Annotated in this window: 26 protein-coding genes; 21 read left to right on the forward strand and 5 right to left on the reverse strand. The window is 40.2% G+C overall.

Going from position 1 to position 24,054, the window contains the following annotated elements:
• Positions 1-28 precede the first annotated feature (28 nt).
• On the forward strand, positions 29-658 hold the full coding sequence (gene pth / locus HPE63_RS06235) for an aminoacyl-tRNA hydrolase (protein WP_188313398.1): 630 nt from the start codon (positions 29-31) through the stop codon (positions 656-658).
• A 1-nt stretch (position 659) separates the two neighbouring features.
• Here pth and HPE63_RS06240 read toward each other — a convergent pair whose 3' ends face one another.
• Together HPE63_RS06240 and HPE63_RS06245 are read right to left on the reverse strand one after the other, a co-directional pair.
• Positions 660-1,340, reverse strand: a complete 681-nt coding sequence (locus tag HPE63_RS06240) for a fibronectin type III domain-containing protein (RefSeq protein WP_188313399.1) — start codon at positions 1,338-1,340, stop codon at positions 660-662.
• Positions 1,337-5,116 (reverse strand): zinc-dependent metalloprotease, encoded by a 3,780-nt coding sequence (locus HPE63_RS06245; protein WP_188313400.1) that lies wholly within the window; start codon positions 5,114-5,116, stop codon positions 1,337-1,339. The genes HPE63_RS06240 and HPE63_RS06245 overlap by 4 nt, the downstream gene beginning before the upstream one ends.
• A 52-nt stretch (positions 5,117-5,168) precedes the next feature.
• On the opposite strand from HPE63_RS06245, the gene HPE63_RS06250 reads away from it, so the two are divergent.
• The 20 genes from HPE63_RS06250 (at position 5,169) to HPE63_RS06345 (ending at position 20,407) form a co-directional block, all read left to right on the forward strand.
• Complete coding sequence (locus HPE63_RS06250; RefSeq protein ID WP_188313749.1) at positions 5,169-6,095, forward strand: bifunctional riboflavin kinase/FAD synthetase; 927 nt, start codon at positions 5,169-5,171, stop codon at positions 6,093-6,095.
• The gene (locus tag HPE63_RS06255; protein ID WP_188313401.1) at positions 6,095-7,432 is read left to right on the forward strand and encodes an HTTM domain-containing protein; all 1,338 of its coding nucleotides are present in this window, start codon (positions 6,095-6,097) and stop codon (positions 7,430-7,432) included. The genes HPE63_RS06250 and HPE63_RS06255 overlap by 1 nt, the downstream gene beginning before the upstream one ends.
• 61 nt (positions 7,433-7,493) lie before the next feature.
• Positions 7,494-8,765 carry a serine--tRNA ligase gene (gene serS, locus HPE63_RS06260; RefSeq protein ID WP_188313402.1) on the forward strand — a complete coding sequence of 424 codons (1,272 nt, stop codon included), beginning with the start codon at positions 7,494-7,496 and terminating at the stop codon, positions 8,763-8,765.
• 66 nt (positions 8,766-8,831) lie between these two features.
• Positions 8,832-10,616, forward strand: a complete 1,785-nt coding sequence (locus HPE63_RS06265; RefSeq protein ID WP_188313403.1) for a tetratricopeptide repeat protein — start codon at positions 8,832-8,834, stop codon at positions 10,614-10,616.
• Positions 10,617-10,721: 105 nt separating this feature from the next.
• Positions 10,722-11,033 carry a DUF4286 family protein gene (locus tag HPE63_RS06270; protein WP_188313404.1) on the forward strand — a complete coding sequence of 104 codons (312 nt, stop codon included), beginning with the start codon at positions 10,722-10,724 and terminating at the stop codon, positions 11,031-11,033.
• A 4-nt stretch (positions 11,034-11,037) separates the two neighbouring features.
• Positions 11,038-11,907, forward strand: coding sequence for a 16S rRNA (adenine(1518)-N(6)/adenine(1519)-N(6))-dimethyltransferase RsmA (gene rsmA, locus HPE63_RS06275; protein ID WP_188313405.1), 870 nt, complete (start codon positions 11,038-11,040; stop codon positions 11,905-11,907).
• Entirely contained in the window at positions 11,894-13,246 is a 1,353-nt protein-coding gene (mgtE, locus tag HPE63_RS06280) for a magnesium transporter (RefSeq protein ID WP_188313406.1), read from the forward strand. The genes rsmA and mgtE overlap by 14 nt, the downstream gene beginning before the upstream one ends.
• Positions 13,247-13,301: 55 nt before the next feature.
• Positions 13,302-13,667: a cupin domain-containing protein gene (locus tag HPE63_RS06285; protein WP_188313407.1), complete on the forward strand. Its 366-nt coding sequence runs from the start codon at positions 13,302-13,304 to the stop codon at positions 13,665-13,667.
• Positions 13,664-14,407, forward strand: coding sequence for a prolyl oligopeptidase family serine peptidase (locus HPE63_RS06290; protein WP_188313408.1), 744 nt, complete (start codon positions 13,664-13,666; stop codon positions 14,405-14,407). The genes HPE63_RS06285 and HPE63_RS06290 overlap by 4 nt, the downstream gene beginning before the upstream one ends.
• Positions 14,404-15,342, forward strand: a complete 939-nt coding sequence (locus HPE63_RS06295; protein WP_188313750.1) for a 2-hydroxyacid dehydrogenase — start codon at positions 14,404-14,406, stop codon at positions 15,340-15,342. The genes HPE63_RS06290 and HPE63_RS06295 overlap by 4 nt, the downstream gene beginning before the upstream one ends.
• A 118-nt stretch (positions 15,343-15,460) precedes the next feature.
• Complete coding sequence (locus HPE63_RS18595) at positions 15,461-15,871, forward strand: response regulator transcription factor (RefSeq protein ID WP_317172905.1); 411 nt, start codon at positions 15,461-15,463, stop codon at positions 15,869-15,871.
• A gap of 105 nt (positions 15,872-15,976) precedes the next feature.
• Positions 15,977-16,438, forward strand: a complete 462-nt coding sequence (locus HPE63_RS06305; protein WP_188313409.1) for a DUF4199 domain-containing protein — start codon at positions 15,977-15,979, stop codon at positions 16,436-16,438.
• 5 nt (positions 16,439-16,443) lie between these two features.
• A complete protein-coding gene (locus HPE63_RS06310) occupies positions 16,444-16,902 on the forward strand; it encodes a DUF1801 domain-containing protein (RefSeq protein ID WP_188313410.1) in 459 nt (152 codons plus the stop codon).
• Positions 16,903-16,907: 5 nt separating this feature from the next.
• Positions 16,908-17,297 carry a VOC family protein gene (locus HPE63_RS06315; protein WP_188313411.1) on the forward strand — a complete coding sequence of 130 codons (390 nt, stop codon included), beginning with the start codon at positions 16,908-16,910 and terminating at the stop codon, positions 17,295-17,297.
• A 142-nt stretch (positions 17,298-17,439) separates the two neighbouring features.
• The gene (locus HPE63_RS06320; protein WP_188313412.1) at positions 17,440-17,925 is read left to right on the forward strand and encodes a TM2 domain-containing protein; all 486 of its coding nucleotides are present in this window, start codon (positions 17,440-17,442) and stop codon (positions 17,923-17,925) included.
• A 78-nt stretch (positions 17,926-18,003) separates the two neighbouring features.
• Positions 18,004-18,327, forward strand: coding sequence for an ArsR/SmtB family transcription factor (locus HPE63_RS06325; protein ID WP_188313413.1), 324 nt, complete (start codon positions 18,004-18,006; stop codon positions 18,325-18,327).
• A gap of 12 nt (positions 18,328-18,339) precedes the next feature.
• Entirely contained in the window at positions 18,340-18,828 is a 489-nt protein-coding gene (locus HPE63_RS06330) for a DUF6428 family protein (RefSeq protein ID WP_188313414.1), read from the forward strand.
• A 19-nt stretch (positions 18,829-18,847) separates the two neighbouring features.
• Entirely contained in the window at positions 18,848-19,420 is a 573-nt protein-coding gene (locus tag HPE63_RS06335) for a hypothetical protein (RefSeq protein ID WP_188313415.1), read from the forward strand.
• A gap of 2 nt (positions 19,421-19,422) precedes the next feature.
• Positions 19,423-19,929 (forward strand): GNAT family N-acetyltransferase, encoded by a 507-nt coding sequence (locus HPE63_RS06340; protein ID WP_223198072.1) that lies wholly within the window; start codon positions 19,423-19,425, stop codon positions 19,927-19,929.
• Positions 19,930-19,984: 55 nt separating this feature from the next.
• Entirely contained in the window at positions 19,985-20,407 is a 423-nt protein-coding gene (locus HPE63_RS06345) for an arsenate reductase ArsC (protein ID WP_188313416.1), read from the forward strand.
• Here HPE63_RS06345 and HPE63_RS06350 read toward each other — a convergent pair.
• From HPE63_RS06350 to HPE63_RS06360, 3 genes are all read right to left on the reverse strand, one after another.
• Complete coding sequence (locus tag HPE63_RS06350; RefSeq protein WP_188313417.1) at positions 20,404-22,221, reverse strand: GNAT family N-acyltransferase; 1,818 nt, start codon at positions 22,219-22,221, stop codon at positions 20,404-20,406. The genes HPE63_RS06345 and HPE63_RS06350 overlap by 4 nt on opposite strands.
• Positions 22,222-22,306: 85 nt before the next feature.
• Positions 22,307-23,557: an aspartate kinase gene (locus HPE63_RS06355; RefSeq protein ID WP_188313418.1), complete on the reverse strand. Its 1,251-nt coding sequence runs from the start codon at positions 23,555-23,557 to the stop codon at positions 22,307-22,309.
• Positions 23,554-24,033 (reverse strand): GNAT family N-acetyltransferase, encoded by a 480-nt coding sequence (locus tag HPE63_RS06360; RefSeq protein ID WP_188313419.1) that lies wholly within the window; start codon positions 24,031-24,033, stop codon positions 23,554-23,556. The genes HPE63_RS06355 and HPE63_RS06360 overlap by 4 nt, the downstream gene beginning before the upstream one ends.
• Positions 24,034-24,054: the final 21 nt, after the last annotated feature.

Here is a 24,054-nt window from a genome sequence, read left to right on the forward strand (position 1 = left end):
TGTATTTTTATAGAATACACCGTTTATTATGTTACACTTCTTAAAGGCCTTTTTTGGTAACACAAAACTATTTTTGAAAGAAAAAGATCTTATGAAAAAGTACTTAATTGTAGGCCTCGGAAATATCGGTAGTGAATATGCCGAAACCAGACACAACATCGGATTCAAGATTCTAGATCAATTGGCAAAGGAAAAAGAATTCACCTTCGAAACGGCGAAACTAGGTGATTTGGGTACCTTTCGTATAAAAGGTCGAAGTGTGCTTTGTCTTAAACCTTCAACCTATATGAACAGAAGCGGAAAAGCCCTAAAGTATTGGATGGAGAAGGAGAATATACCATTTGAAAATGTGTTGGTGGTAACCGATGACCTCAACCTACAATTTGGCACTTTACGTCTGAAAGCCAAAGGAAGCGATGGGGGCCATAACGGACTCAAGGATATTCAGGAAATCCTGAACACAATTACCTATAACCGATTTCGTTTTGGCGTAGGGGCCGACTTTAGTAAAGGAAGGCAGATAGATTATGTTTTGGGGGAGTGGAACGAAGAGGAAAAAACAGCCTTGCCAGAACGATTGGAAAGATCCGCGCAACTCATATATTCCTTTATTCTTTCCGGAATCAAGATAACCATGAACCAGTTCAATAACTCGTAAACTAAAGGGCCTTAAAGGTAAAAACACCGGAATTGGAACTATTGCCTTCCGCATCTTTTGTAATCACCCTCCAGTAATAGGTCGTATTAGAGCTGACGCCTACCACTTGACTCCTTTTAGTTGATGTCGTAAAAGCAATTAAGTCCAAAGGCGGATTCTCGGTAGAAAAATACAACTCAAATCCGATGATATCATTGTCAACGTCGGCCGCAGACCACTCCAGAGTAACCTCATTGTTTATATCCTTAAAAAGTGAAGCTCCATTCTGGGGGTTGACCAACTGGGCCGGAAAAGGAGCATGGGTAGTAAGGTAACCTGCATTATAGAAATGCCAAGTGCTACTAGTGGCCACATCCGAAACTTTGGTGTTTTTTGACCGTACCAACCAGGAAAAGGGTTCGCCTTTGGCAATGGGCAATTTGGCTGAAATGGCATTGGTGTTCATCGTTTGGGTAATACCGGTATTCAAATTAGTGACCCTAAGTTCATAACTCTCCGTATGGTCTGAGGCCATCCACTTAAACTCAATTTCACTTGTCGTCTCGCTCAAATCCCGCCCTGTGGTGCATTCGGAGTCTTTATTTGGGAAAACCAAGGTGGCTGCGACAGGGGGTTTGGGGTCACTCTTTTTACTGCATCCAATCAAAAGAACACCAAATAACAATACTAAGATGATCCTCATTGTTTTATGATTTTAGTTGTTCCTTTCATATGCTCACTCTCAAACTTAATAATATATAAGCCGGAAGACAAAATGGACAGATCTAAGGGTAATTCCATCCCATAGACTTCAAATGTTTCGTTTAGCACCAATCTACCCTCGGTGGTAAAAATCCCTACCCTTACTTTTTCTACATTCGTATTAAAATAAACAGTGACTGTAGAAACGAACGGATTTGGATAAATAATGGGTTCTTCACCTAAAAATATGGATTCTTCATATACCCCTTGACAAGGTAGGTTGGTATATACCTTAAGGGTATTATTGCCTTTATTCAAGTCAAGGGAAATTTCAGATGCCGTGGTCTGAATGACTTCCCCGTTCAATTCAATGAAATATGCATCCGAACCTTGTAGACTCACAATCGTCATCTCATCATTATAGGAAGTTTTGGAGCTTACGAACAGGGCCTCTGGTTGGGTAATGACCACTTCAAAACAATATTCCTCATAATCCACTTGCCCATCTGTCCCACCAATACAAATGTTGTAGGTACCCGCCATTAAATTGCTTAAAGTATAGGTATTGGTAAAATCATCATTGATGTTTACCCCATTACCTCCTATGGTTATTTCATAATTTAGCGTTTCCAACGTTGAAATATTGATAGCCCCATCATTACTATCGCGGCACGCTTCACTCTGTAAGGAAACGTTAAAATTATCATTTGCAAATCGATATACGGGACATCCGGAAATATCTACCTCGGTACCTATAGGGGTTCCAAGACATAGATCATCGCCATCATCGAAAACACCATCTTGATCTTCATCGGGTCGAAATGCCCCTTCTATACAGACCTCCATCGTAAAAGCCTTTAATGACCCTCCGTCCGAAGCTGCATTATCATTGATTTCTAAGGTCCACTCCCCAAAAAGGGATTCTCCATTAAAAGAACTTAAAGAACCTATTGGCTTTATTGTTCCACTGATAGCGGGATCCCCATTACAAATAAAATTCTGGGCGTCATCATCGAATGTTGCATTAATATTTTGCAAATCCCCACACGAACTTGATAATAATACCACTGTGGTCCCGGCCGGTGAAATCAGTTTAACTACCAAATCGGCCAAATAGGTGTGATCTAATTCTATATGTACATTGATATCTGCCAAAGGGATGTCATCATAAAAAGCGATTTTTGAAGAAATTGTTGGCGTATCAATCGGTGATATCTCAATAGGTAGGTCAAGCGCATCATTGCTATCACAGTTATACTCAATCGTAGTGAAGTCAAATGGTTGCGAAGGTTCACCCTCACCACAGCCATTTATGGGCTTGACCCTCCAAAAGTAGCTCGTTTCATAATTTAAATTCAACGGTGAATAGGTATTGGTGGAAACGGTATTGACCTCAATAATATCATTAAACAATGAATCTGTCGCAATTTCGACCTCGTACGAAGTGTAGGAAGCCGTATCCTCCCATTCCAAAAATGTCTTTGCCGAAATATCTACCGCGCCATCTGCCGGAGCAAGGAGTATTGCATCGGGAAACACATCATCGTACACCCTTAAATCCAATACGATATTTTTTGTAATACTGGCTGAAGTGGCTTCAATCTCTATGGCATACAAGGCTTCCGGCACACTACCCGTGTTTGAAAAAGTAACAGTAACGGTCGTATCATTGACTGCTGTTACCGGAGAAAAAGCGATATCCAGCCCTAAGGGTGGATTTGGAACGCTAAAAGTTACCTCCTCATTGAATCCCAAATACGTTTCATAATCAAAGGTGGTGATCAAATCATTGGGTTGACATACCTCATATTCGAGATTCGTAAAGTTCAAAACGATTTGTGCCTCTTCTATGGTAAAATTGACGGCGTTTACAGTAAAAAAAATGTTATCCCTGGCTTTTATCATAATCCGTGCCGTCGTTGTTGGCGTCCCGGGCAGCACCACCTTATGTTTACCATCATTAGGCACATTCTCCGCCAAAGAAATAGGAAAGGTTAATCCCCCATCGATAGACAATAGTATGTCAACCGCCTGCACGTTTACTGGGGCCTTATCGGTATCTGCAACATTCCAAATAATATTTTGGACCGTGCCTGCCGTATACGTTTGAGTTGATGCCTGTGAAACCATTTTAAAAGGGCCTGCATTACTTACTACGGAAACCTTCATCAAGTCGAATACAACCTGACCACCACCTAGAGCATTATCCCTAACCGTTAATGCGAAATTCATTTCCCGTTCTATATCTGACAATGTCTCCCAAGAAGAATCCACAGTAGGGTTCGATTCCGTTAAGTTGCCCGTTAACACACTGGATAACTTGGGGAAATAGCGGGTTGAATCGGTTGAAGGCTTTTGCGACCTAAAGTTGGCCCCACTTGGATTTGTAGGACCAAATGTAGCTTGGGTGACTATACCATCATCTATTTGCTCCCAGGCATAGGTTAAAACATCGTCCATATCGGCATCGGATGCATTTCCCGATAGGGCAAAAGCTGTGGATTTTGGAATGACAAAATCCCCGATGGGAACGATTACGGGTGGGGAATTGGTCAGATTTACAATTTCAGCGCAATCCACTGTGGTTAAATACTCGGATATTTGAAATATACTATAATAATGAAAATAATCATCGCCATTCATCGCGACGTTATTCACCCCGGTAATACCCGCATAGCCCATGATGGTGGTTCCACTTCCTGGTTCCGCCTGAACTTGGGTGCCTTCAGATTCAAAAGACCACGTGTGGTTTGCTCCAAATTGATGCCCCATTTCGTGGGCCACATAATCCAAATCATAGGTATCACCTTCCGGAACTACCTTGGAAGAATAGGCACTGCCCTTTTTATTGTCTGCGCATACCGCTCCAATAAAACCAGCATTTCCTCCATTTTTGTCGCTACTGTCAACCCTATGGAACAAATGGCCTATATCATAGTTTGTGGCTCCTATACTATCCGTGATAACGCCCTGCACTTCCGAATTCAGATCGGTATTGTAGGGGTCTGACACACCATCCGTATAAACAATCTTATCATTATCGGGAACGATTTCCAAGGTAACCCCTAGATCCGATTCGAAGACTTGGTTGACCCGGGTTACCGTGGCATTGATAGCCGCTAAGGCATCGGCGATCGTACCGCCATGAAAAGTGGTGTATTCCCCTGTGGCGGAAACGGCCAATCTGAATTTTCGTAACTGCTTATCATCTACCTGTTTGGAGGTCAAAGAAGTCATTCCTTGGGCAATGACGCTTTCGGTTTCACAAATAAAAGCTTTGTCGATGTTGTTATCCCCATCACGGGCATAGATGATATAACTATCATCGTCTGTTTTTTGCAAGTACGTATTGCCTTTTTTATTGCCATGGACAATCATCGCCTGTATTCCCTTATGGGAAACACTAAAACGGATCTTATCATCTTTGTTTTTCAAACCGTATCCGGAATACGATTTTATATCGGGATATTTGTCGGCCAGTTTTTGTGAAAAAACGGGGGTCTCAATTACCCTAAAATCGATATACTCTCCTTTATCATTAGGAAAACGTACGGTAATCGGGGATTTGTCGCTTATTTGCCCTTGACTGATTTCATTCTTGAATGTAGCCTCATCAAAGGAATAAACCCTTCCTTTTTGAACCTCGAATCGATTTGATATTGACGCGTTAAGGTCTATCCGTCCAGATTCCTGCTTCCAATAGTTACGTTGCGCATATCCGTAAAAGGAAAGAAATAATATGGATATTGAAAAAACTAGACGTAATTTTGAAACCATTCAGGGTTTTTTATATCAAATCAAATATAAGTCTTTTTATTTTTTATTCTACGTGATAACTGTCCAAAGCATCGATAAATATGACAAAGAACACCCCACGGCTATTACGATAGGTACTTTTGATGGGGTTCATATCGGGCATAGAAAAATCCTTGGAAAACTTATTGAAAATGCCAAGTCCCAGAATTTAAAATCGACCGTACTCACTTTCTTTCCCCATCCAAGAATGGTATTGCAAAAAGACGCCGAGATCAAATTATTGAACACCATTGATGAAAAAAAGATGATTTTGGAGGATCTTGGACTTGATTTCCTCATTATACATCCTTTTACCAAAGCGTTTTCCCGTTTATCGGCTACGGGGTTCGTCCGTGATATTTTGGTGAATTCGTTACGGGCCAAAAAAATAATCATCGGTTATGACCATCGATTTGGCAGAAACAGGGATGCCAATATCAATGATCTGATTGCTTTTGGTAGTGTTTTCGATTTCGAAGTAGTCGAAATTCCGGCGCAAGAAGTCGATGAAGTATCGGTAAGTTCCACCAAGATCCGCAAAGCCTTGCAAGAGGGTAATGTTGAAATTGCCAACACCTATCTGGGCTACCCTTATATGTTGACAGGTGAAGTAAAGAAAGGCAAAGGTTTGGGGCGTACGATCGGTTTTGCCACGGCGAACCTATTTATAAAGGAAACCTACAAATTAGTACCTAAAAACGGCGTTTATATAGTGCAGGCCAAGATAGAAGGCGAAAAGGTATTCGGTATGATGAATATTGGTTATAACCCTACTGTTTCCGGTACTGCAAAGAGTATTGAAATCCACTTTTTTGATTTTAAGAGTGATCTATACGACCAAAGATTACAGGTCGATATATTGGCGCGAATTCGCGATGAGCATAAATTCGAATCGATTACGGCATTGAAAAATCAATTGGAAAAAGATAAGGAGACATCGCTCTCGATACTCAACAAATAATGTTAAATCGTTTGCTTCTTACTAAAGTTGACAACTCCCCTTTACTTGTTTTCAGGGTATTCTTCGGGATTTTGATCGCCTTGGAAAGTTTCGGGGCCATTGCCACAGGGTGGGTCAGGGAAACCTTGATAATCCCAAAATTCACGTTTACCTTTATTGGTTTTGAATGGCTGCAACCCTTACCCGGAAATGGTATGTACTACTATTTTATACTAATGGGTGTCTTGGGCATCTTGATAGCCATTGGCTATAAATACCGATTTAGTATCATTAGCTTCACCATTTTATGGCTTGCGGTATATCTAATGCAAAAGTCCTCGTACAACAACCATTATTATCTTTTGGCCCTCATTTCATTCTTGATGTGTTTTTTTCCGGCCAACGCTGGCTTGTCGATTGATGCACGACAAAATCCATCGCTTCGATCCAATACTATGTTTTCTTATGTAAAATGGATTGTCATAGCCCAGTTGTTTTTGGTTTATACTTTTGCTTCAATAGCGAAATTGTATGGCGATTGGCTCGATTTCAGTACCATCGAGATCTTAATGCAACAAAAAAAAGACATACCCGTCATAGGACCGATCTTGCAACAACTTTGGACGCATAAGACCATTGGCATAATAGGCATTCTATTCGATGCATTGATCATACCTGCCCTACTTTGGAAACCATCACGCAAAATCGCCTTCATATTCAGCATTATCTTTCACCTTTCTAATTCGTTGATTTTTCAAATTGGTATTTTCCCGTACCTGGCCTTGGCATTCACCGTTTTCTTTTTTGACCCAAAATCGATCCGTAATATTTTCTTTAAAGATAAAAAGGTTTATAGCGATAATAGGATTGTCATTCCGTCGTATAGAAAATGGTTGCTGCTGGGTTGTACCCTCTATTTTTTGATACAGCTATTCCTGCCCCTCCGACACCATTTGATCAAGGATGATGTGCTTTGGACCGAGGAAGGCCATCGACTAAGTTGGCGTATGATGTTACGAAGTCGCCAGGGACAAATAAAGTTCAAGGTTCTAAACAAAGATAATGGTGGGGCCTATATGGTGAGTTTGAAAGACCATTTGACCGAAAAACAACAAAGAAAAATTGCCGCTTACCCAGATTTTATTTGGCAATTTTCCCAATATCTGAAGAAGCAACATGAAATCAAAGGTGAAAATATTTCTGTGTATGCCTTGAATTCAAAGGTAAGCATCAACGGGAAACCCTATAAACCATTTATTGATCCAAAAGTGGATCTTGCCAATGAGGATTGGGACCATTTTGGACATCATGAGTGGATCTTGCCTTCGAACTATGGCCAAAAGGAAAGGCCAAAATAGTTAAACCCCTAATTGATACATTGATCAATTAACCTTAAATTTGGCGCTTAATAAAAATCCCATGCTACAGTTACAGGTCGTAAGAGAAGAAAAGGATAACATCATCGCCGCCTTGCAAAAGCGTAATTTAGATGCTGCTCCCTTATTGGAAAAAGTAGTGCTATTGGACGAAAAGCGACGTACCCTACAAACCCGGTTAGACAATACCTTGGCAGAATCGAATAAACTATCCAAAGAGATCGGTATGTTGTTCAAAAGTGGAAAAGCCCAAGAAGCGAATGTATTAAAGGAAAAAACCGGAGGGTTAAAAGAAGAATCCAAAAGCTTGGGAGACGAACTCAGTGCAGTTGCTGGGGAACTTCAGGACTTGCTTTATCAAATACCGAATATCCCCAATGCATTGGTCCCAGCGGGTACCTCCGAGGAAGATAATGAAGAGGTTTTTAGGGAAGGTGACATTCCTACATTAGATACCAATGCCCTACCCCATTGGGAACTCGCCAAAAAATACGACATCATCGATTTTGAACTTGGTGTGAAGATCACGGGCGCAGGTTTTCCCGTATACAAAGGCAAGGGTGCCAAGTTACAACGTGCATTAATCGCCTATTTCTTGGATAAAAATACAGCAGCCGGTTATACTGAAATGCAAGTACCCCTGCTAGTAAATGAGGCTTCTGGATATGGTACTGGACAATTACCGGACAAAGAAGGGCAAATGTACCATATAGGTGCAGATGACCTATACCTGATACCGACGGCAGAGGTGCCGGTGACCAATATCTTTCGCGATGTTATCCTGAACGAAAACGAATTTCCCATTCAGTATACGGGCTATACCCCTTGCTTTAGAAGGGAAGCCGGGAGCTATGGAGCACATGTACGCGGGTTGAACCGTTTACATCAATTTGATAAGGTGGAAATCGTACGGGTTGAGCATCCCGCCAATTCATACAAAGCCTTGGATGGAATGGTAGAACATGTAAAAAGTATTTTAAGGGAGCTGCAATTGCCCTACCGAATTTTACGGCTCTGTGGGGGCGATCTGGGTTTTACGGCGGCCCTAACCTATGATTTTGAAGTTTTCTCAACCGCCCAAGACCGTTGGCTGGAAATCAGTTCGGTTTCCAATTTTGAAGCCTTTCAGGCCAATCGATTGAAGCTTAGGTACAGGGACGAAAACGGGAAGACCCAATTGGCACATACCCTGAATGGTAGTTCCTTGGCCTTGCCACGGGTTTTGGCCGGCATCTTGGAAAACTGCCAAACCCCTAAGGGTATAAAGATTCCCGATGTATTGGTCCCTTACTGCGGTTTTAATATCATAAGTTAGATAGGTTTTTTGTAAACCTTAACATCGGCTTATTGCATTCTACGTATCTTTGGAAAAATTGTTCTTTTGAGGGTATTCTTGATTTTCTTTGTTTTATGCTACTCCCATATAGTTTCGGCCCAGGATGATTTTTTGGCCAAACAGTATTTCAATGATGGTGATTTTGACAAAGCCGTGGTTTTCTATGAAAAGTTGGTGGATAAAAATCCAAGGCGGACCGATTATTCCGAAGGGTTGATCGCTTGTTACCAGCAGTTGGAACGCTATAAGGATGCCGAAGAATTCTTACTTGAAAAAATCAAACAAGGGAATACCTACCCCATATTGCTCATTGAATTGGGGTATAACCATGCGCTACAAAATGCACCTGAAAAAGCTTCGGAATACTACGAACAAGCATTAATGCGTATTGGTGACAATCCTAACCTCGGTTATAGCATAGCCCTTCGGTTTCAAAAATATTCACTTTTGGATTATGCCTTAAAAGCATACTCAAAGGCAATGGAATTAAACCCAAAGCTGGACTATAATTACCAAATGGCCCGTATTTACGGTGAACAAGGCGATATAGATAAGATGTACAACTCCTATTTAAATCTCCTTATCAATGGTAAAACCTCAAAATCGAATGTACTTCGAAGCCTCGATGATTTTGTTTCCTCCGATCCAGAAAACGAAAACAACATCAAACTGAAAAAAATACTCCTAAAACATGCACAACAAGATCCTGATTTGCTTTGGAACGATCTTTTAAGTTGGTTGTTCGTACAACAAAAGGAATACAATAGTGCCTTTAGACAAGAGAAGGCCATTTTCAAACGTATGGAAGGTGGGACTATTCAACGCCTGGTCAACCTAGGGGAATTAGCATTGAACGATAACGAAAATGAAATTGCCAAGTCTATTTTCGAATATATTTCCGAGAAATCCTTGGATGAGGTAACTCGGCTTAACGCCCAATTGAATTTAATCGACATCCAATTACTGGACGAAAATAAAAAAACAGTGTCCGAAATAGATGCCCTGTTTAAATCCTTGATTGAAACCCATGGCTATAAAAGCCAAACATTACAACTTCAAATTGCCTATGCCAATTTCTTGACATTCAAAATGGACAGGCCCGAACCCGCCATCGAAATTCTTAAGAGATGTTTAGACCTACCTTTAAATGCACGTGGAAAAGCCTATGTAAAATTGGCTTTGGGCGATATTCTTGTTTTCGATAAAAAGTTCAATCAAGCACTTATCTATTTTTCCCAAGTACAAAAAAGTCTGAAAAATGACGTACTTGGTCAAAATGCCAGGTTCAAAGTGGCACAAACGAGCTTTTATAAAGGCGATTTTGATTGGGCACTTACCCAGTTAAAAGTGCTTCGCAGCTCTACTTCACAATTAATCGCCAATGATGCAATGCAACTGAGCTTGCTCATCGCAGACAATTCTTTGGAGGATTCCACACAAACTGCCCTTAAAAAATATGCCAGGGCCGACCTGCTTGCCTATCAAAAAAAGACGCAGGATGCGATTGATGTCCTTGATGACATTCTTCAAAACCATAAAGGAGAAAAGATAGAGGATGAAGCACTCCTAAAACAAGGGGAGCTACTAACTCTGATAAAGGATTATGAAGCAGCAATATTCAATTACCAAAAAATAACGGAATTCTATGCCAATGATATTTTAGCGGATGATGCCTATTTCGCTCTAGGGGAATTGTATAGAAATGTACTGAACGAACCCCAAAAAGCAAAGGAGCAATACGAAAAAATCATTTACAATTACCAAGACAGTTACTATTTCCCCCAGGCACGTAAAAATTTTAGAATGCTCCGTGGTGATAGTATCAATTAGTACCTACCCTAAACCATAATCATTGAAAAATACGCAGATGGGTTTCGATAAAAGTATAAAACAAGAATTTAACTCCTCCTCTTTGGGGAGATAAGCGAGGGACCAATGTACATATATAACGTTACAACGAATATAGATGAATCAGTGCATGACGAATGGCTTACATGGATGAAGGAAGTCCATATTCCCGATATATTGGCTACCGGTAAATTTCTTTCTGCCAAAATTTGCAAGGTAATGTTGGAAGAGGAATTGGGAGGCATCACTTATGCGGTACAGTTCACCACAATCGATAAAGAAACCCTTCAATCGTATTATGACGACCATGCATCTGCATTAAGAGAGGAAGCCCATAAATTGTTTTCCAATAAATTTGTTTCGTTCCGAACAGAATTGAAAGTGGTAAGCGAGCATTAAAATTATGGGGGAAAGGAAGAAAAAGCACTCTAAATCATTCGGAAAGAAAAGGAATTATCAGAATGACAAAGGACCGGTTAAGGCGAAAAAATATTTGGGCCAACATTTTTTAAAAGATGAGGCCGTAGCCAAACAAATTTCGGATACCCTCACCTTCGAAGGATATCACAATGTTCTGGAAATAGGTCCAGGTACCGGCGTTTTGACAAAATATCTTTTACAAAATGAAATTGACTTGGTTGCGATGGACTTGGATTCGGAATCCATCACTTACCTAAACCAGAATTTTTCATTGGAACATCCTGAAATTCTAGGGAACAATAATAGCTTTAAAGTTATTGAGGCCGATTTTCTTAAATTTGACCTAACTACCCTTTTTGGTTCCGAGCCCTTCGCGATTATCGGCAACTTTCCGTATAACATTTCGACCCAAATCGTTTTTAGGATGTTGGAGTACCGTCATCGGATTCCTGAATTTTCGGGAATGTTCCAGAAAGAGGTCGCTGAGCGAATCTGTGCCCAGGAAGGCAACAAAACCTATGGAATCCTTTCTGTACTCACGCAAGCTTATTATAGTGCTGAATATCTCTTTACGGTAAAACCGGAAGTTTTTGACCCACCTCCAAAAGTACAATCCGGCGTGCTACGGCTAAAAAGAAAAGAAAACTTTACACTCGACTGCGATGAAAAGTTATTCCATAGAGTAGTGAAGACCGCTTTTAACCAGCGAAGAAAAACGCTCAGAAATAGTTTAAAACTCTTTGACCTTTCCGATATTCTCAAAGAAGATACTATCTTTGACCAACGCCCCGAGCAATTGGCCGTAGCCGATTTTATTGGGTTGACAAAGAAAATAGGGAATGACACCGTTTAAACTCACTGAGGAGCTTTTAGAAAAGATCGGACAACTGATCGAGGGCCAAGAGAATTCCAAATTGGAAAAGCTCTTGGAAGAGGTGCATTATGCCGATGTTGCCGAAATCATCAATGAGCTAAACGAGGACCATGCCACTTATCTTATCAAACTTCTTGATAGTGACAAAACCTCCGATGTGCTCACCGAAATTGATGAGGATATCCGTGAAGTAATACTAAGGAACCTCTCCGCCAAGGAAATTGCCGAAGAGCTCGATGAACTGGATACCGATGATGCGGCAGATATTGTTGGGGAACTTCCGAAAGAAATCATTCAAGAGGTAATCTCCGAAATCGAGGATAGGGAACACGCCAAGGATATCGTTGAACTTTTACGTTATGATGAGAATTCGGCGGGTGGACTCATGGCCAAGGAATTGGTTAAGGTACGTGAAAGCTGGAATGTACTTACATGCGTTAAGGAAATGCGCGCCCAGGCCGAAAATGTGACTAGGGTCCATTCTATATATGTGGTGGATGACGACGATAAATTAAAAGGGCGATTATCCCTTAAAGATTTATTGACCACCTCAACAAAAAGCCATATCAGTGATATTTATATTCCAAAGGTAGATTCGGTCAACGTAAACGAGAAGCCGGAGGAAGTGGCTAAAATCATGTCTAAATATGATCTGGAGGCAATTCCCGTAGTCGATGAAATGGGTCGATTGGTAGGTCGAATCACGATTGACGACATCGTGGATGTCATCCGTGAAGAAGCCGAGAAAGATTACCAACTCGCCGCTGGTATCTCCCAGGATGTTGAGGCCGATGACAGCATATGGGATCTTACCCGGGCTCGTCTACCCTGGTTGTTTTTAGGCCTTGTCGGAGGTGTTGGGGCAGCTGCAATCATGGGTGGTTTTGAGGATATGATCAGTAAGCATGCGATCCTGTTTTTCTTCACCCCACTTATTGCCGCCATGGCAGGTAATGTAGGTGTACAATCGAGTGCAATAATCGTTCAAGGGCTTGCCAATGACGATTTAAAAGGAGGCGTAGGCAACCGTTTGATAAAGGAAATGCTTTTGGCCGCATTGAACGGTGTAATTTTAGCAGCAGTCCTGCTGTTGTTCACTTGGGCCTATAAAGGTGATTTTTTAACGGCTTTGGCGATTTCAATATCCCTGATCGTAGTGATTGTAGTGGCCGGACTCATAGGCACATTTATACCGCTATTTTTGGATAAAAGAGGCATTGACCCAGCCATTGCCACTGGACCTTTTATTACCACGAGTAACGATATTTTTGGTATCTTGATTTACTTCTCCATTGCCAAAATAGTCTTGGGGATTTGATTGGTATTCCACTATTTAGTGGCGCTTAAACTGAATTGTATTTAGACTCATTGGAATGAAGGCCATCAACCTTAAAGAAAAATATGCCGAATTCAAGTCCCACTGGCACCCACATCAGATTGCCGTGGTAGACGGTATGCAAGTACTCCTGGCCAAGGTCAAAGGGGAGTTTGTTTGGCATTCCCATGAAAATGAGGACGAACTTTTTCAAGTGCTCAAGGGTACGCTATACATGCAGTTCAGGGATAAGACCGTCTTGGTCAAGGAAGGTGAAATCATTGTGGTCCCTAAAGGTGTGGAACATAATCCGATGACTAAAAACGGGGAAGAAGTCCAAGTGCTGCTCTTTGAAAAATGCTCCACTGCACATACAGGGAAAGTACAGCATGAAATGACTAAAAACCAGTACCCCAAAATATGAGTAAGATAGGACTGATCATACTTTTTTTTGGCTTAGCGGGTTATTCCTTTCATTTGAATGCCCAAAAAGCGCTAAAAAAATCCGAAATTTCTTTTTCGAAAATATCGAACAAGGCGGGTGTTCGAAACATTTCGTTAATGAATGATTACGGAAAACGATGGAAGATGCGGGTTGAATTCCCCGAAAACCCAAGTGAAAAGAAATCCCTTATTATTGCTTTGCATTGGGCAGGTGGCGGGGATACCTACAAAGAGTTCCATGATTGCCTGGTACTCCCAGGTCTTCAAGACGTTAACGCCATAATAGTATCACCAGAAGGCGAAAATCAACTTTGGAATACCGGGAACAATATCGATAAAATACTGGCAATAGTTACCAATTCGCAAAAGTACTGGAACGTTGATCCAGAGAAAATAGCAATCATGGGCTACAGTAACGGGGGTAACGGAAGTTGGTTCTTTGCCGAAAACTATCCCAAATTGTTCTCAGCTGCGATCCCCATGGCAAGTTCTTATGCGATAAACAAGAAAATAGATTTGCCCCTTTATGTCATTCACGGGGCAAAGGATGAACTCTTCGTAGTAAGCAAGACCAAACAATGGGTAGAAAAGTCGAAAAGCGAAGGGAGTGATATCACTTTTATAATCAACGAACAACTTTCGCACTTTCAGGGATGTGCATATAGTAATGATCTTAAAAATGCCGGGGAATGGCTACAGAAAATATGGAAGAAAAAATGAAAATACTTCACCTAGATACCAACCACCCCTTGCTTATCGAGCAATTTTCACAATTGGGGTTCAAGAACCATGAAGATTATACCTCCTCCAAAAAAGAAATTGAAAAGAAAATACATTCCTATGATGGCATTATTATCCGTAGTAGGTTTACGATAGACAGTATATTCCTAGAAAAGGCCACTAAGCTTAAATTTATTGGGCGCGTAGGGGCAGGTCTGGAAAATATCGATATCGATTATGCCAAAATGAAAGGGGTGTTCCTGGCCGCAGCACCAGAAGGCAATAGAAATGCCGTTGGAGAGCATACTTTGGGAATGGTACTTTCACTCTTTAATAAACTCAATAAGGCAGACCATGAAGTCAGGAATGGCAAATGGGATCGAGAGGGTAACCGTGGCATTGAACTCGATGGCAAAACCGTGGGAATTATCGGTTATGGTAATATGGGAAAGGCTTTCGCTAAAAAATTGAAGGGATTTGATGTTGAAACCATCTGTTATGATATCATAGGTGGTGTTGGTGATGAAAACGCCCGCCAAGTAGGTATTATGGAATTGCATCAAAAAACCGACATCCTTAGTCTGCATGTACCTCAGACCTCTGAAACACTTGGGATGATCAATGATGGGTTTATCAATGCCTTTCAAAAACCTTTTTGGTTTATGAATACCGCTAGGGGCAAATGTGTGATTACAAAGGATTTGGTCAAGAATTTAAAATCGGGCAAAATATTCGGAGCAGGATTGGATGTCCTGGAGTATGAAAAATCATCTTTTGAGAATATGTTCGATGACCAAAACCTTCCCGAAGCCTTCCAGTATCTTATTAAAGCCCCTAACGTGCTATTCACCCCACATGTGGCAGGATGGACCGTGGAAAGCAAAGAAAAGCTTGCCCAAACCATTGTCGATAAGATTAAAAAAAGATTTTGCTAACTTTAGGTTTGTGAAATGGGCAATATTAGATTTCTATATAGCTATAAAGTCTAATCGCGAATTACTCCTGTCTACCGACAGGCAAGCCTGACCCATATAAAACAATAAAATCATTCAGGTGAAAAAAACAATCCTCGTTTTTGGCTTATTGATTTTTGCCCTTTTACTCCTTTTTCAGCTAAGTAAGTATTCGCTGGTATCCGGAAATATGGATGTAGAAATTATCATAGCCGTTGTCGCCGTGGTATTTTTTATTGTTGGAATTTATATCAATAAAAAAAGTCTTAATTCTGAACCTTTTCCAGAAAGTGAAATAAACTTTCAAAAGATAGAAGCTCTCGAATTAAGTTCCAGGGAATATGAGGTATTAACTGAAATCGCCAAGGGATTATCAAACAAGGAAATAGGTGATAAATTATTCCTATCGGAAAGTACCATCAAAACACATGTATCTAATCTTTTGGTTAAATTAAACGCTAAACGAAGAACACAAGCAATTCAAATTGCAAAAGAGATGCATATCATCTAAAAAAATGGTGTAAATACCAAATTATTAACAATTTAGTACTTTAGTATGAACTCCAAAACCTTCCCCCTAGTTAGCTTTGGTTACTAATTCTTAAAACTCGTAATCATGAAAAACACGATAATCAAGTTTGGAACCTATGGCCTCATATTGGCTTTGGTTTTCTTTCTAGGCGGACTCTATCTTGGGCAAGATATGGATTTTTCAACCCAAGAAGTTTTTGGGTATATTACTATGATTGCCTCATTGGTTTTTGTGTTCTTTGGAATAAAACATTTTAGGGATAAAGAAAATAATGGAAAACTAACTTTTAGGGAAGCCGTGCTCATTGGCTTGCTGATATCCGCATTCACTGCATTCGGTATTGCCATTGCAGATTTTATTTACACTACTGTCATAAACCCTGACTTTTTTGAGGAATATACCGAGGTAATGAGAGCCCAGGGGTATAAAGGCGAAATTCCAGATTATGGTAGCGGATTTATGGCTTTGATTATGTTCTTAACTGTAATGATCATTGGTTTGGTCATTTCATTAGTTTCGGCTTTAATACTTCAACGTAAAAACTAGATATTATGCAATACAAGGCAAATTCCCCTGAAGAATATATAGAACAGCTTCCTTCTGAGAGACAAGAAGTTATCAAAAAACTTAGAAAGATAATCAAAGAAAACCTTCCTGAAGGTTTCGAGGAACAAATGACCTATGGCATGTTGGGTTATGTAGTGCCACACAGCATATATCCTGACGGATACCATTGCACTCCTGAACTTCCTTTACCTTTTATGAGTTTGGCTTCTCAAAAGAACTTTGTTGCCTTGTACCATTCCGGTATTTATGCAAGTGAGGAAATGTATGATTGGTTCGTTGGCGAATATCCCAAGTATGTAAAAACAAAGTTGGATATGGGCAAGAGTTGTGTCCGGTTCAAAAAGATGGAAACCATACCTTATGGCCTCATCGGCGAACTTTGCACTAAAATGAGTGTGGCCGATTGGATAACCCTATATGAGAAAAACATAAAAAAAACTTGACCATTATGGACAAAAGAGTGACAGGTTTGGGGGGTTTTTTCTTTAAGACCAAAAATCCCGATAAAATTAAAGCATGGTATAAAAATCATTTGGGGCTTAACACCGATCAATACGGATGTACCTTTTGGTGGAAAGACGAAAAGGGCAATAAGTGTTCTACCCAATGGAGCCCGATGAATGAGGACACCAAATATTTTGAACCCAGTAAAAAACAGTTCATGATGAATTTCAGGGTCGATAATTTGGTGGAATTATTGAAAACCTTAAAAGCGGAAGGAGTTACTGTTGTAGGTGAAATCGAAGAATATGAATACGGTAAATTCGGATGGATCCTAGATCCGGAAGGGAATAAATTGGAACTCTGGGAACCCATCGATAAGGCATTCCTCCCCTAGGAGTTACAAACGATTTTCAATCATACAAAATGCTACTTTAAAAGTCATCGGTTTCCTAATCAGGAATGTTAAAGCATATTTCCTTTGTGTATAAATATTTGTTACATTTAACCTAAGTATTAACCACCAAAAACAATCAAAAATGTCAAAAGAAAATAAGGATTTAGGGGATAAGGCGGAAGATGCCATGGGCAAAGCCAAGAAAAAAGCCAAAGATCTAGGCGAAAAAGCAAGCGAAAAATTCGATGACGCCAAAGAGTCAACCAAGGAATTTGCTGAAGATGCAAAGGAAAAGGCAAGTGATTTCGCCGAAGATGCCAAGGATACGGCGAAGGAGTTCACCGAAAGTGCCAAAGAGGCATTTGGCGGTGCTGGGGGTGAAAACAAAAAGTTACTAGCTGGTATATTAGCCATTGTCTTAGGTTGGCTGGGGGTGCATAAATTTATATTGGGTTATACCAAAGAAGGTGTTATCATGGCCGTGATAGGCGTAGTTGGTTGGTTCTTATGTGGGATTCCCACTGCCGTAGTATCATTGGTAGGCTTGGTTGAGGGTATATTATATTTGACCAAATCCGATGAGGAGTTTTACAATACATACCAGGTTGGTAAAAAACCTTGGTTCTAAATAACAGAAGCCAGATTAATAGGGTCTGGCTTTTTTTAATCGATTTATTATCGTAATATTGCAATATATAAATACATTATGGGAATCACCAAAACACAGATCTTTAACAAAAAACAGAATAAACTGGCAACGATATTCAAGGTACTCGCCCATCCGGCAAGGATAGCGATACTTCAGTATATCAGTAATCAAAAAGCATGTATCTGCAATGATATTGTTGCCGAAATAGGCTTGGCACAACCGACGATTTCGCAACACTTGAAGGAACTGAAAAGTATTGACCTGATCAAAGGGGACATCAGCGGTAAAAGAATATGTTACTGTATCAACCTAAAGAAATGGAAGGAAATACAAACTGAATCGAATGCCTTCTTTGATAAAACCAAATTTAATTGTTGTTAAAAACCCATCATTATGCTAACGAATGAATTCTTATCGCTATTGGAACAAAATCAAAATAAAAGCCTCCTTTTTGAATACAAAGACGGTTATTATGTCGGCACCAATTACCATATTACAGAAGTTAAGAACATTACGATTGATTCCGTTGATTGCGGTGCTCATACCGACTTTTGGAAAGAGACCGTTATTCAACTTTTGGAAAGTCCGACAGAGAAAGACAAAAGGGAATTCATGACCGCTTTCAAGGCCATGGGGATTCTAAATAAAGTAGATCTCATTAAGCCTATGCGAAAAGAAGCCGAAGTAAAATTCGAATATGGTAATCCCAGTTTCCATACGGCACAACTCTTTGTGAACGATTTTCTACTTGATGAAAACAAGTTAATCATGAAATTAGGTGTCCAAACAACCGATTGCAAGGCAAAGGAATCTTGCGGAGTGTCCGTCGAGGCTAATAGTCAAGTAGAAGCATGTTATTCACCCGGAAATGGATGTTGCTAGCCCATTTAATTACCCTATTATGGAAATCATCTTTTATCTTGCTACTGCCTGTCTAATTTTCTTTATGATCTTGGCTGCCTATGACGGGTTCTATTTACACATATTCAAATACGGACTATTTAATCATAAAGAGAGTATTTTCGAGCATAAGACCCATACGATACGGGCTATATTGTTTCCGTTCATTATTTGGTCCCTATTCATCAATGAATCGAATTCTGACCTATTCCTATTCGGAATCTCCCTAGTAGTATTCGATTTGGTAATACTAGGAATCGATGCATATTCTGAAAAGGAAAGTCGCAATTTTATGGGAGGCCTCCCAAAATGGGAATACATCATTCATCTCTTTTCAAATGCGTTCCATTTCTCTGCCATTGTTCTTGTTCTTGCACTAAAAATCGAAATAACCGGCAGCAGTTTAACGTTTGTCAGCGAAATTGTCGCTTCTTCGGCCCAAGGGTTGTTTGCTTTTGTCAGTATCAATGTAATTCCCGGTGCTATAATATTGGCCATATTGCATTTTATATTACTGTTGGATACACCCCGAGCCAGGTGGAACAACCTTCGTGCTAAGATAACCTGCTGTTAAAAATGAGTAATACATTACATATTATGACCAGGCCAATGATATCGGAAGATTGGGAAGCCGTTGCCTCTATCTATGCCGAAGGTATAGCTACAGGTTTAGCAACTTTTGAAAAGCAGGTTCCTACCTTTGAGGTCTGGGACAAGGCCCATCTTAAATGGTGTAGAATTGTTGCGGTCGATAAGAACATCATTTTGGGTTGGGCGGCTTTATCCCCTGTTTCCGGTAGATGTGTTTATGGGGGCGTAGCTGAAGTAAGTGTTTATGTTGGCCAAGCGTATAACCGCAAAGGTGTGGGAAAAGTACTCATGAAAGAATTAATATCACAAAGTGAAAAAAATGGGTTTTGGACCTTGCAATCTGGTGTTTTTCCTGAAAATGTGGGTAGTATTGCCTTGCATAAAAAGGTTGGTTTTCGTTATATTGGTACTCGGGAACGAGTGGGCCAACTAGATGGTATTTGGAAGGATAATCTCCTATTTGAACGTAGAAGCAAAATAGTTGGGATATAACACTTATAAGGAATGACGGTATTCTACCATAAGGAACAAGAGAAGCTATCAATACATGAAGAACATTTTGGTATTGTGTACAGGCAATTCCTGTAGAAGTCAAATGGCACATGGCTATTTGGAAAAATTACAAAATGGGCTGGCCAACATCTATAGTGCCGGAATAGAAACCCATGGATTAAACCCTAATGCAGTGGCTATAATGGCTGAAGATGGTATTGATATTTCAAAGCACGGCTCAAACCACGTTAATGAATATATCGATGTGGATTTTGATTTTATTATCACGGTCTGTGATCATGCCGATGAAAACTGTCCCTACATTCCCTCGAAAAATGCCAAAAGATTCCATCATAATTTTCTTGATCCTTCAAAGTTTGAAGGTACAGCCGAAGAAAAGCATGATGTTTTCTTAAAGGTAAGGAACGATATCAAGGAATATTGTCAAAAATTCATATTGCGCGAATTGCACGACTAATCATCACCATTTTGAAGATTCTCAGCAAATTTTCTTTCCAATTCGGCCTGAAACTCTTCCATGACAGGTTTTACGGTACTTTCGGGTAAGTCTGCGATCCGTATATACATCAATCCATCTACCGAATTATTAAAAAGTGGATCTACATTAAAAGCCACAACTTTAGCATTCTGCTTAATGTATTTTTTAATCAGCACGGGCAATCGCAGGTTTCCGGGCTCTACCTCATTGATCATACGGTCAAATTTGTTGAGATCAGCTTCAGTTTCATCGAAAATAAAATCTTTATCCGCATCCTTTAACTTCACCTTGAATTCCTTTTTCGGACTAATATATTGTGCCACATAGGGATCCCAATAATTACTTTTCATAAACTCGATCATCAAGGACTTGGAAAAATTCGAGAATTGATTGCTAATGCTCACCCCTCCGATCAGGTATTTATGTTCCGGATGCCTTAAGGTGGTGTGAACAATCCCTTTCCACAATAAAAATAAGGGCATAGGTTTTTGTTGGTATTTTTTTATGATATAGGCCCTACCCATTTCAATGGATTGCCTCATCATCCCAAACAATTCTGGCTCAAACCGAAATAAGTCTTGCAGATAAAACCCATCGATCCCATATTTTTTAAATATTTCGGATCCCATTCCCATACGGTATGCCCCAACAATTTCCTTATCATTATCATCCCAAAGAAACAAGTGGTGGTAGTACTCATCAAACTCATCCAAATCTATGGAGTTGTTGGTGCCCTCCCCGATGGCCCTGAAAGTAACTTCGCGTTGCCTACCGATCTCCTTAAGGATAAAAGGCATGTCCTTAGCCTTGGCCAAAAAGACCTCGTAATTTTTACTTTGTAATAATCTGCACTCTTTCTCCCGAAGTTTTTCAATCTCGCCTTGAATTACTTCCGTTCTAACGGCCGTGGCGATTTTTTTAGGTGCTTTAGGTATCTTTAAGGAAGTCGGTAACTGATCGATCAACCGTTCTTTTTCGTAGGCATTGGAAAGTATATAGGTCTTTTTACGCAATAATTCGGTAAATTCTTCCAAGGTCTCTTGTTCATTTTGCATTTCCACGGATATCGGTTGCCCGATCCTAACCTTGATGGGGCGGTTTCTTTGGGAGTAGACCTCCGATGGTAATTTAGCCGTCCTGAATACATCACTTATTTTGGACAATCGATAAAAAAAAGTACTGTTCCGTGCATGAAAATAAATGGGAACCACAGGCACCTTTGCCCTGCGTATGAGTTTAAGGGCGGCTTCTTCCCAAGGTCTGTCAACTATTAATCGCCCGTCTTTATACGTAGAGACCTCCCCTGCAGGAAAAATACCCAAGGGATGACCTTCGTCCAAATGCGACATGGCACTCTTGAACCCCGAAATACTACTTTTTGCATCCTTATGGTTTTCGAAAGGATTGACCGGCAGTATATAAGGGGACAGGGGTTCTATTCTATTGAGCAGGAAGTTTGCGATAATCTTAAAATCGGACCTGTGGGTAACCAACAACTTTAACAATAAAACCCCGTCAATACCGCCTAAAGGGTGATTGGATATGGTGATGTAGGCACCCTCTTTGGGCAATCTTTTAAAATCCTCCTCCGGCACCTCAAAATCAATTTGATAATGTTTTAAAATGGCATCCAAAAATTCCATCCCCTCGAGATGTCTATGCTTGGTATAAAATTCATTGATGCCTGAAATGCGGGTGATCTTCATGAGTATCCAACCCATAAAGGTGCCCAAAAAACCGTATTTATGTAGATTGATTGCCTTGGCTACCTCTTTAGCGGTCACTAAACCCATGCTCTATTTCATTTAGGAAGCATAAATATAGTAAAATCCCTATTGGAAGCCTTATTTTAACAGTCTTGAACAACTCATAAAATCACTACTTAACGACCAATTGTACGGTTTCATTGGCCCGTTGCTCCAATAATATTTCCTTCCCTTTTTGTAAAGAAGTAATCGCGTCGTTATTGAAATGCCGGATGGTATAAAGTGACACACCTTCATAACAATCCACATTGAACCTACTTTTCAAAAGATTCAATAAATCTTGCAACCGCCCAAATTTGTTATCCACACAAACCGAAAAACTTATGGCCGAGTTTTGTATTAGATCCACTTTCATCTTATGGTCATGTAGCATTTTAAACAGTTCGCTAATACTATTTTCTACGATAAATGAAAAATCCAAGGATGAAAGCCGCATCAGAACTTGGTCCTTTTTCATAATATAACAAGGAACCTGGGGCTCCAAGGTTGTGCCTTTCCCAACGGTTGTACCTGCTCCCTCAGGATTTATAAACGATTTTACCATTAATGGAATTTCTTTTCTTTGTAGGGGTTGTAAGGTTTTGGGATGGATTACCGAAGCTCCATAAAAGGCTAGTTCAATAGCCTCTCTATACGATATTTTATTCAACAGCTGGGCTTCGTTGAAATAACGGGGATCCGCATTCAAGACCCCTGGTACATCTTTCCAAATGGTTACCGAATTGGCATTGAGACAATAGGCGAAAATAGCGGCTGTATAATCCGATCCTTCACGTCCCAAAGTAGTGGTAAAGTTGTTATCGTCGCTTCCCAAAAAACCTTGGGAAATATAAAACTTGCTTTTATCCACGCCTTGGGATATACGTTCCTGTGTTTTCTCCCAATTGACGATGGCATCCCGATAATTGTTATCGGTCTTGATAAAGTCGCGCACATCGAGCCAAGAATTCTTAATTCCTTCTTTATTCAAATAGGCACTTAAAATTGTGGTAGATACCAATTCGCCGTAACCTACTACTTGATCATATACAAAATTATAGTTCGGTGATTTATTCCACACCAAGAACCCTTGTACTTCATCGAACAGTACTTTTACCTTTTCAAAGACCGGATGTTTATTGGTTTGGAACAAATCCAACAAAATAGTATTATGATACTCAATAACTTCTTGAACGGCAGAGCTCAGCGCATTTTTATCCTCAAAATAAGAATTAACCACTTTCTCCATAGCATTGGTGGTCTTACCCATGGCCGAAACTACCAACAACGTATTCTCATGACCTACCTGCTTTAAAACCTTTACAAGGTTCTGTACTCCGTCGGCATCCTTCACCGATGCCCCGCCAAATTTGAATATTCTCATATCTTATTTATATAATTCTGAATTCCTTTTTCATCCAATTGCACTACATCCCAATCCCGCAGTACCTTTGCCCCTTTTTTTTCATAAAATGCTATGGCCTGTTCATTCCAATCCAACACTTCCCAATTTATACGCTTAACCCCAATTTTCGCCCCATAGGCAACAACCGCATCCAATAGGGCCGTACCCAAGCCACTACCCCGCATTGCTTCGGAAACCACCAAATCCTCTAAATGGATGATTGGGCCTTTCCAAGTGGAATATCGATTGTAAACCAAGGCCATACCAACAATCTCGCCACTTGATTCCGCAACAAAACAATGGAACATTACATTTTCCCCATAACCATCGCGTACCAAATCTTCGACGGTGACCTCAACAGCATCGGCCTCTTTTTCAAAACGTGCCAACTCCTTGATAAGATCAAGGACATAAGGCATGTCTTCCACTACGGCATCTCGAATCGTATAGTCCATTATTGTTACAAATAAAACACA

The sequence above is a fragment of the Maribacter arenosus genome (genome assembly GCF_014610845.1).
Taxonomy (GTDB): domain Bacteria; phylum Bacteroidota; class Bacteroidia; order Flavobacteriales; family Flavobacteriaceae; genus Maribacter_A; species Maribacter_A arenosus.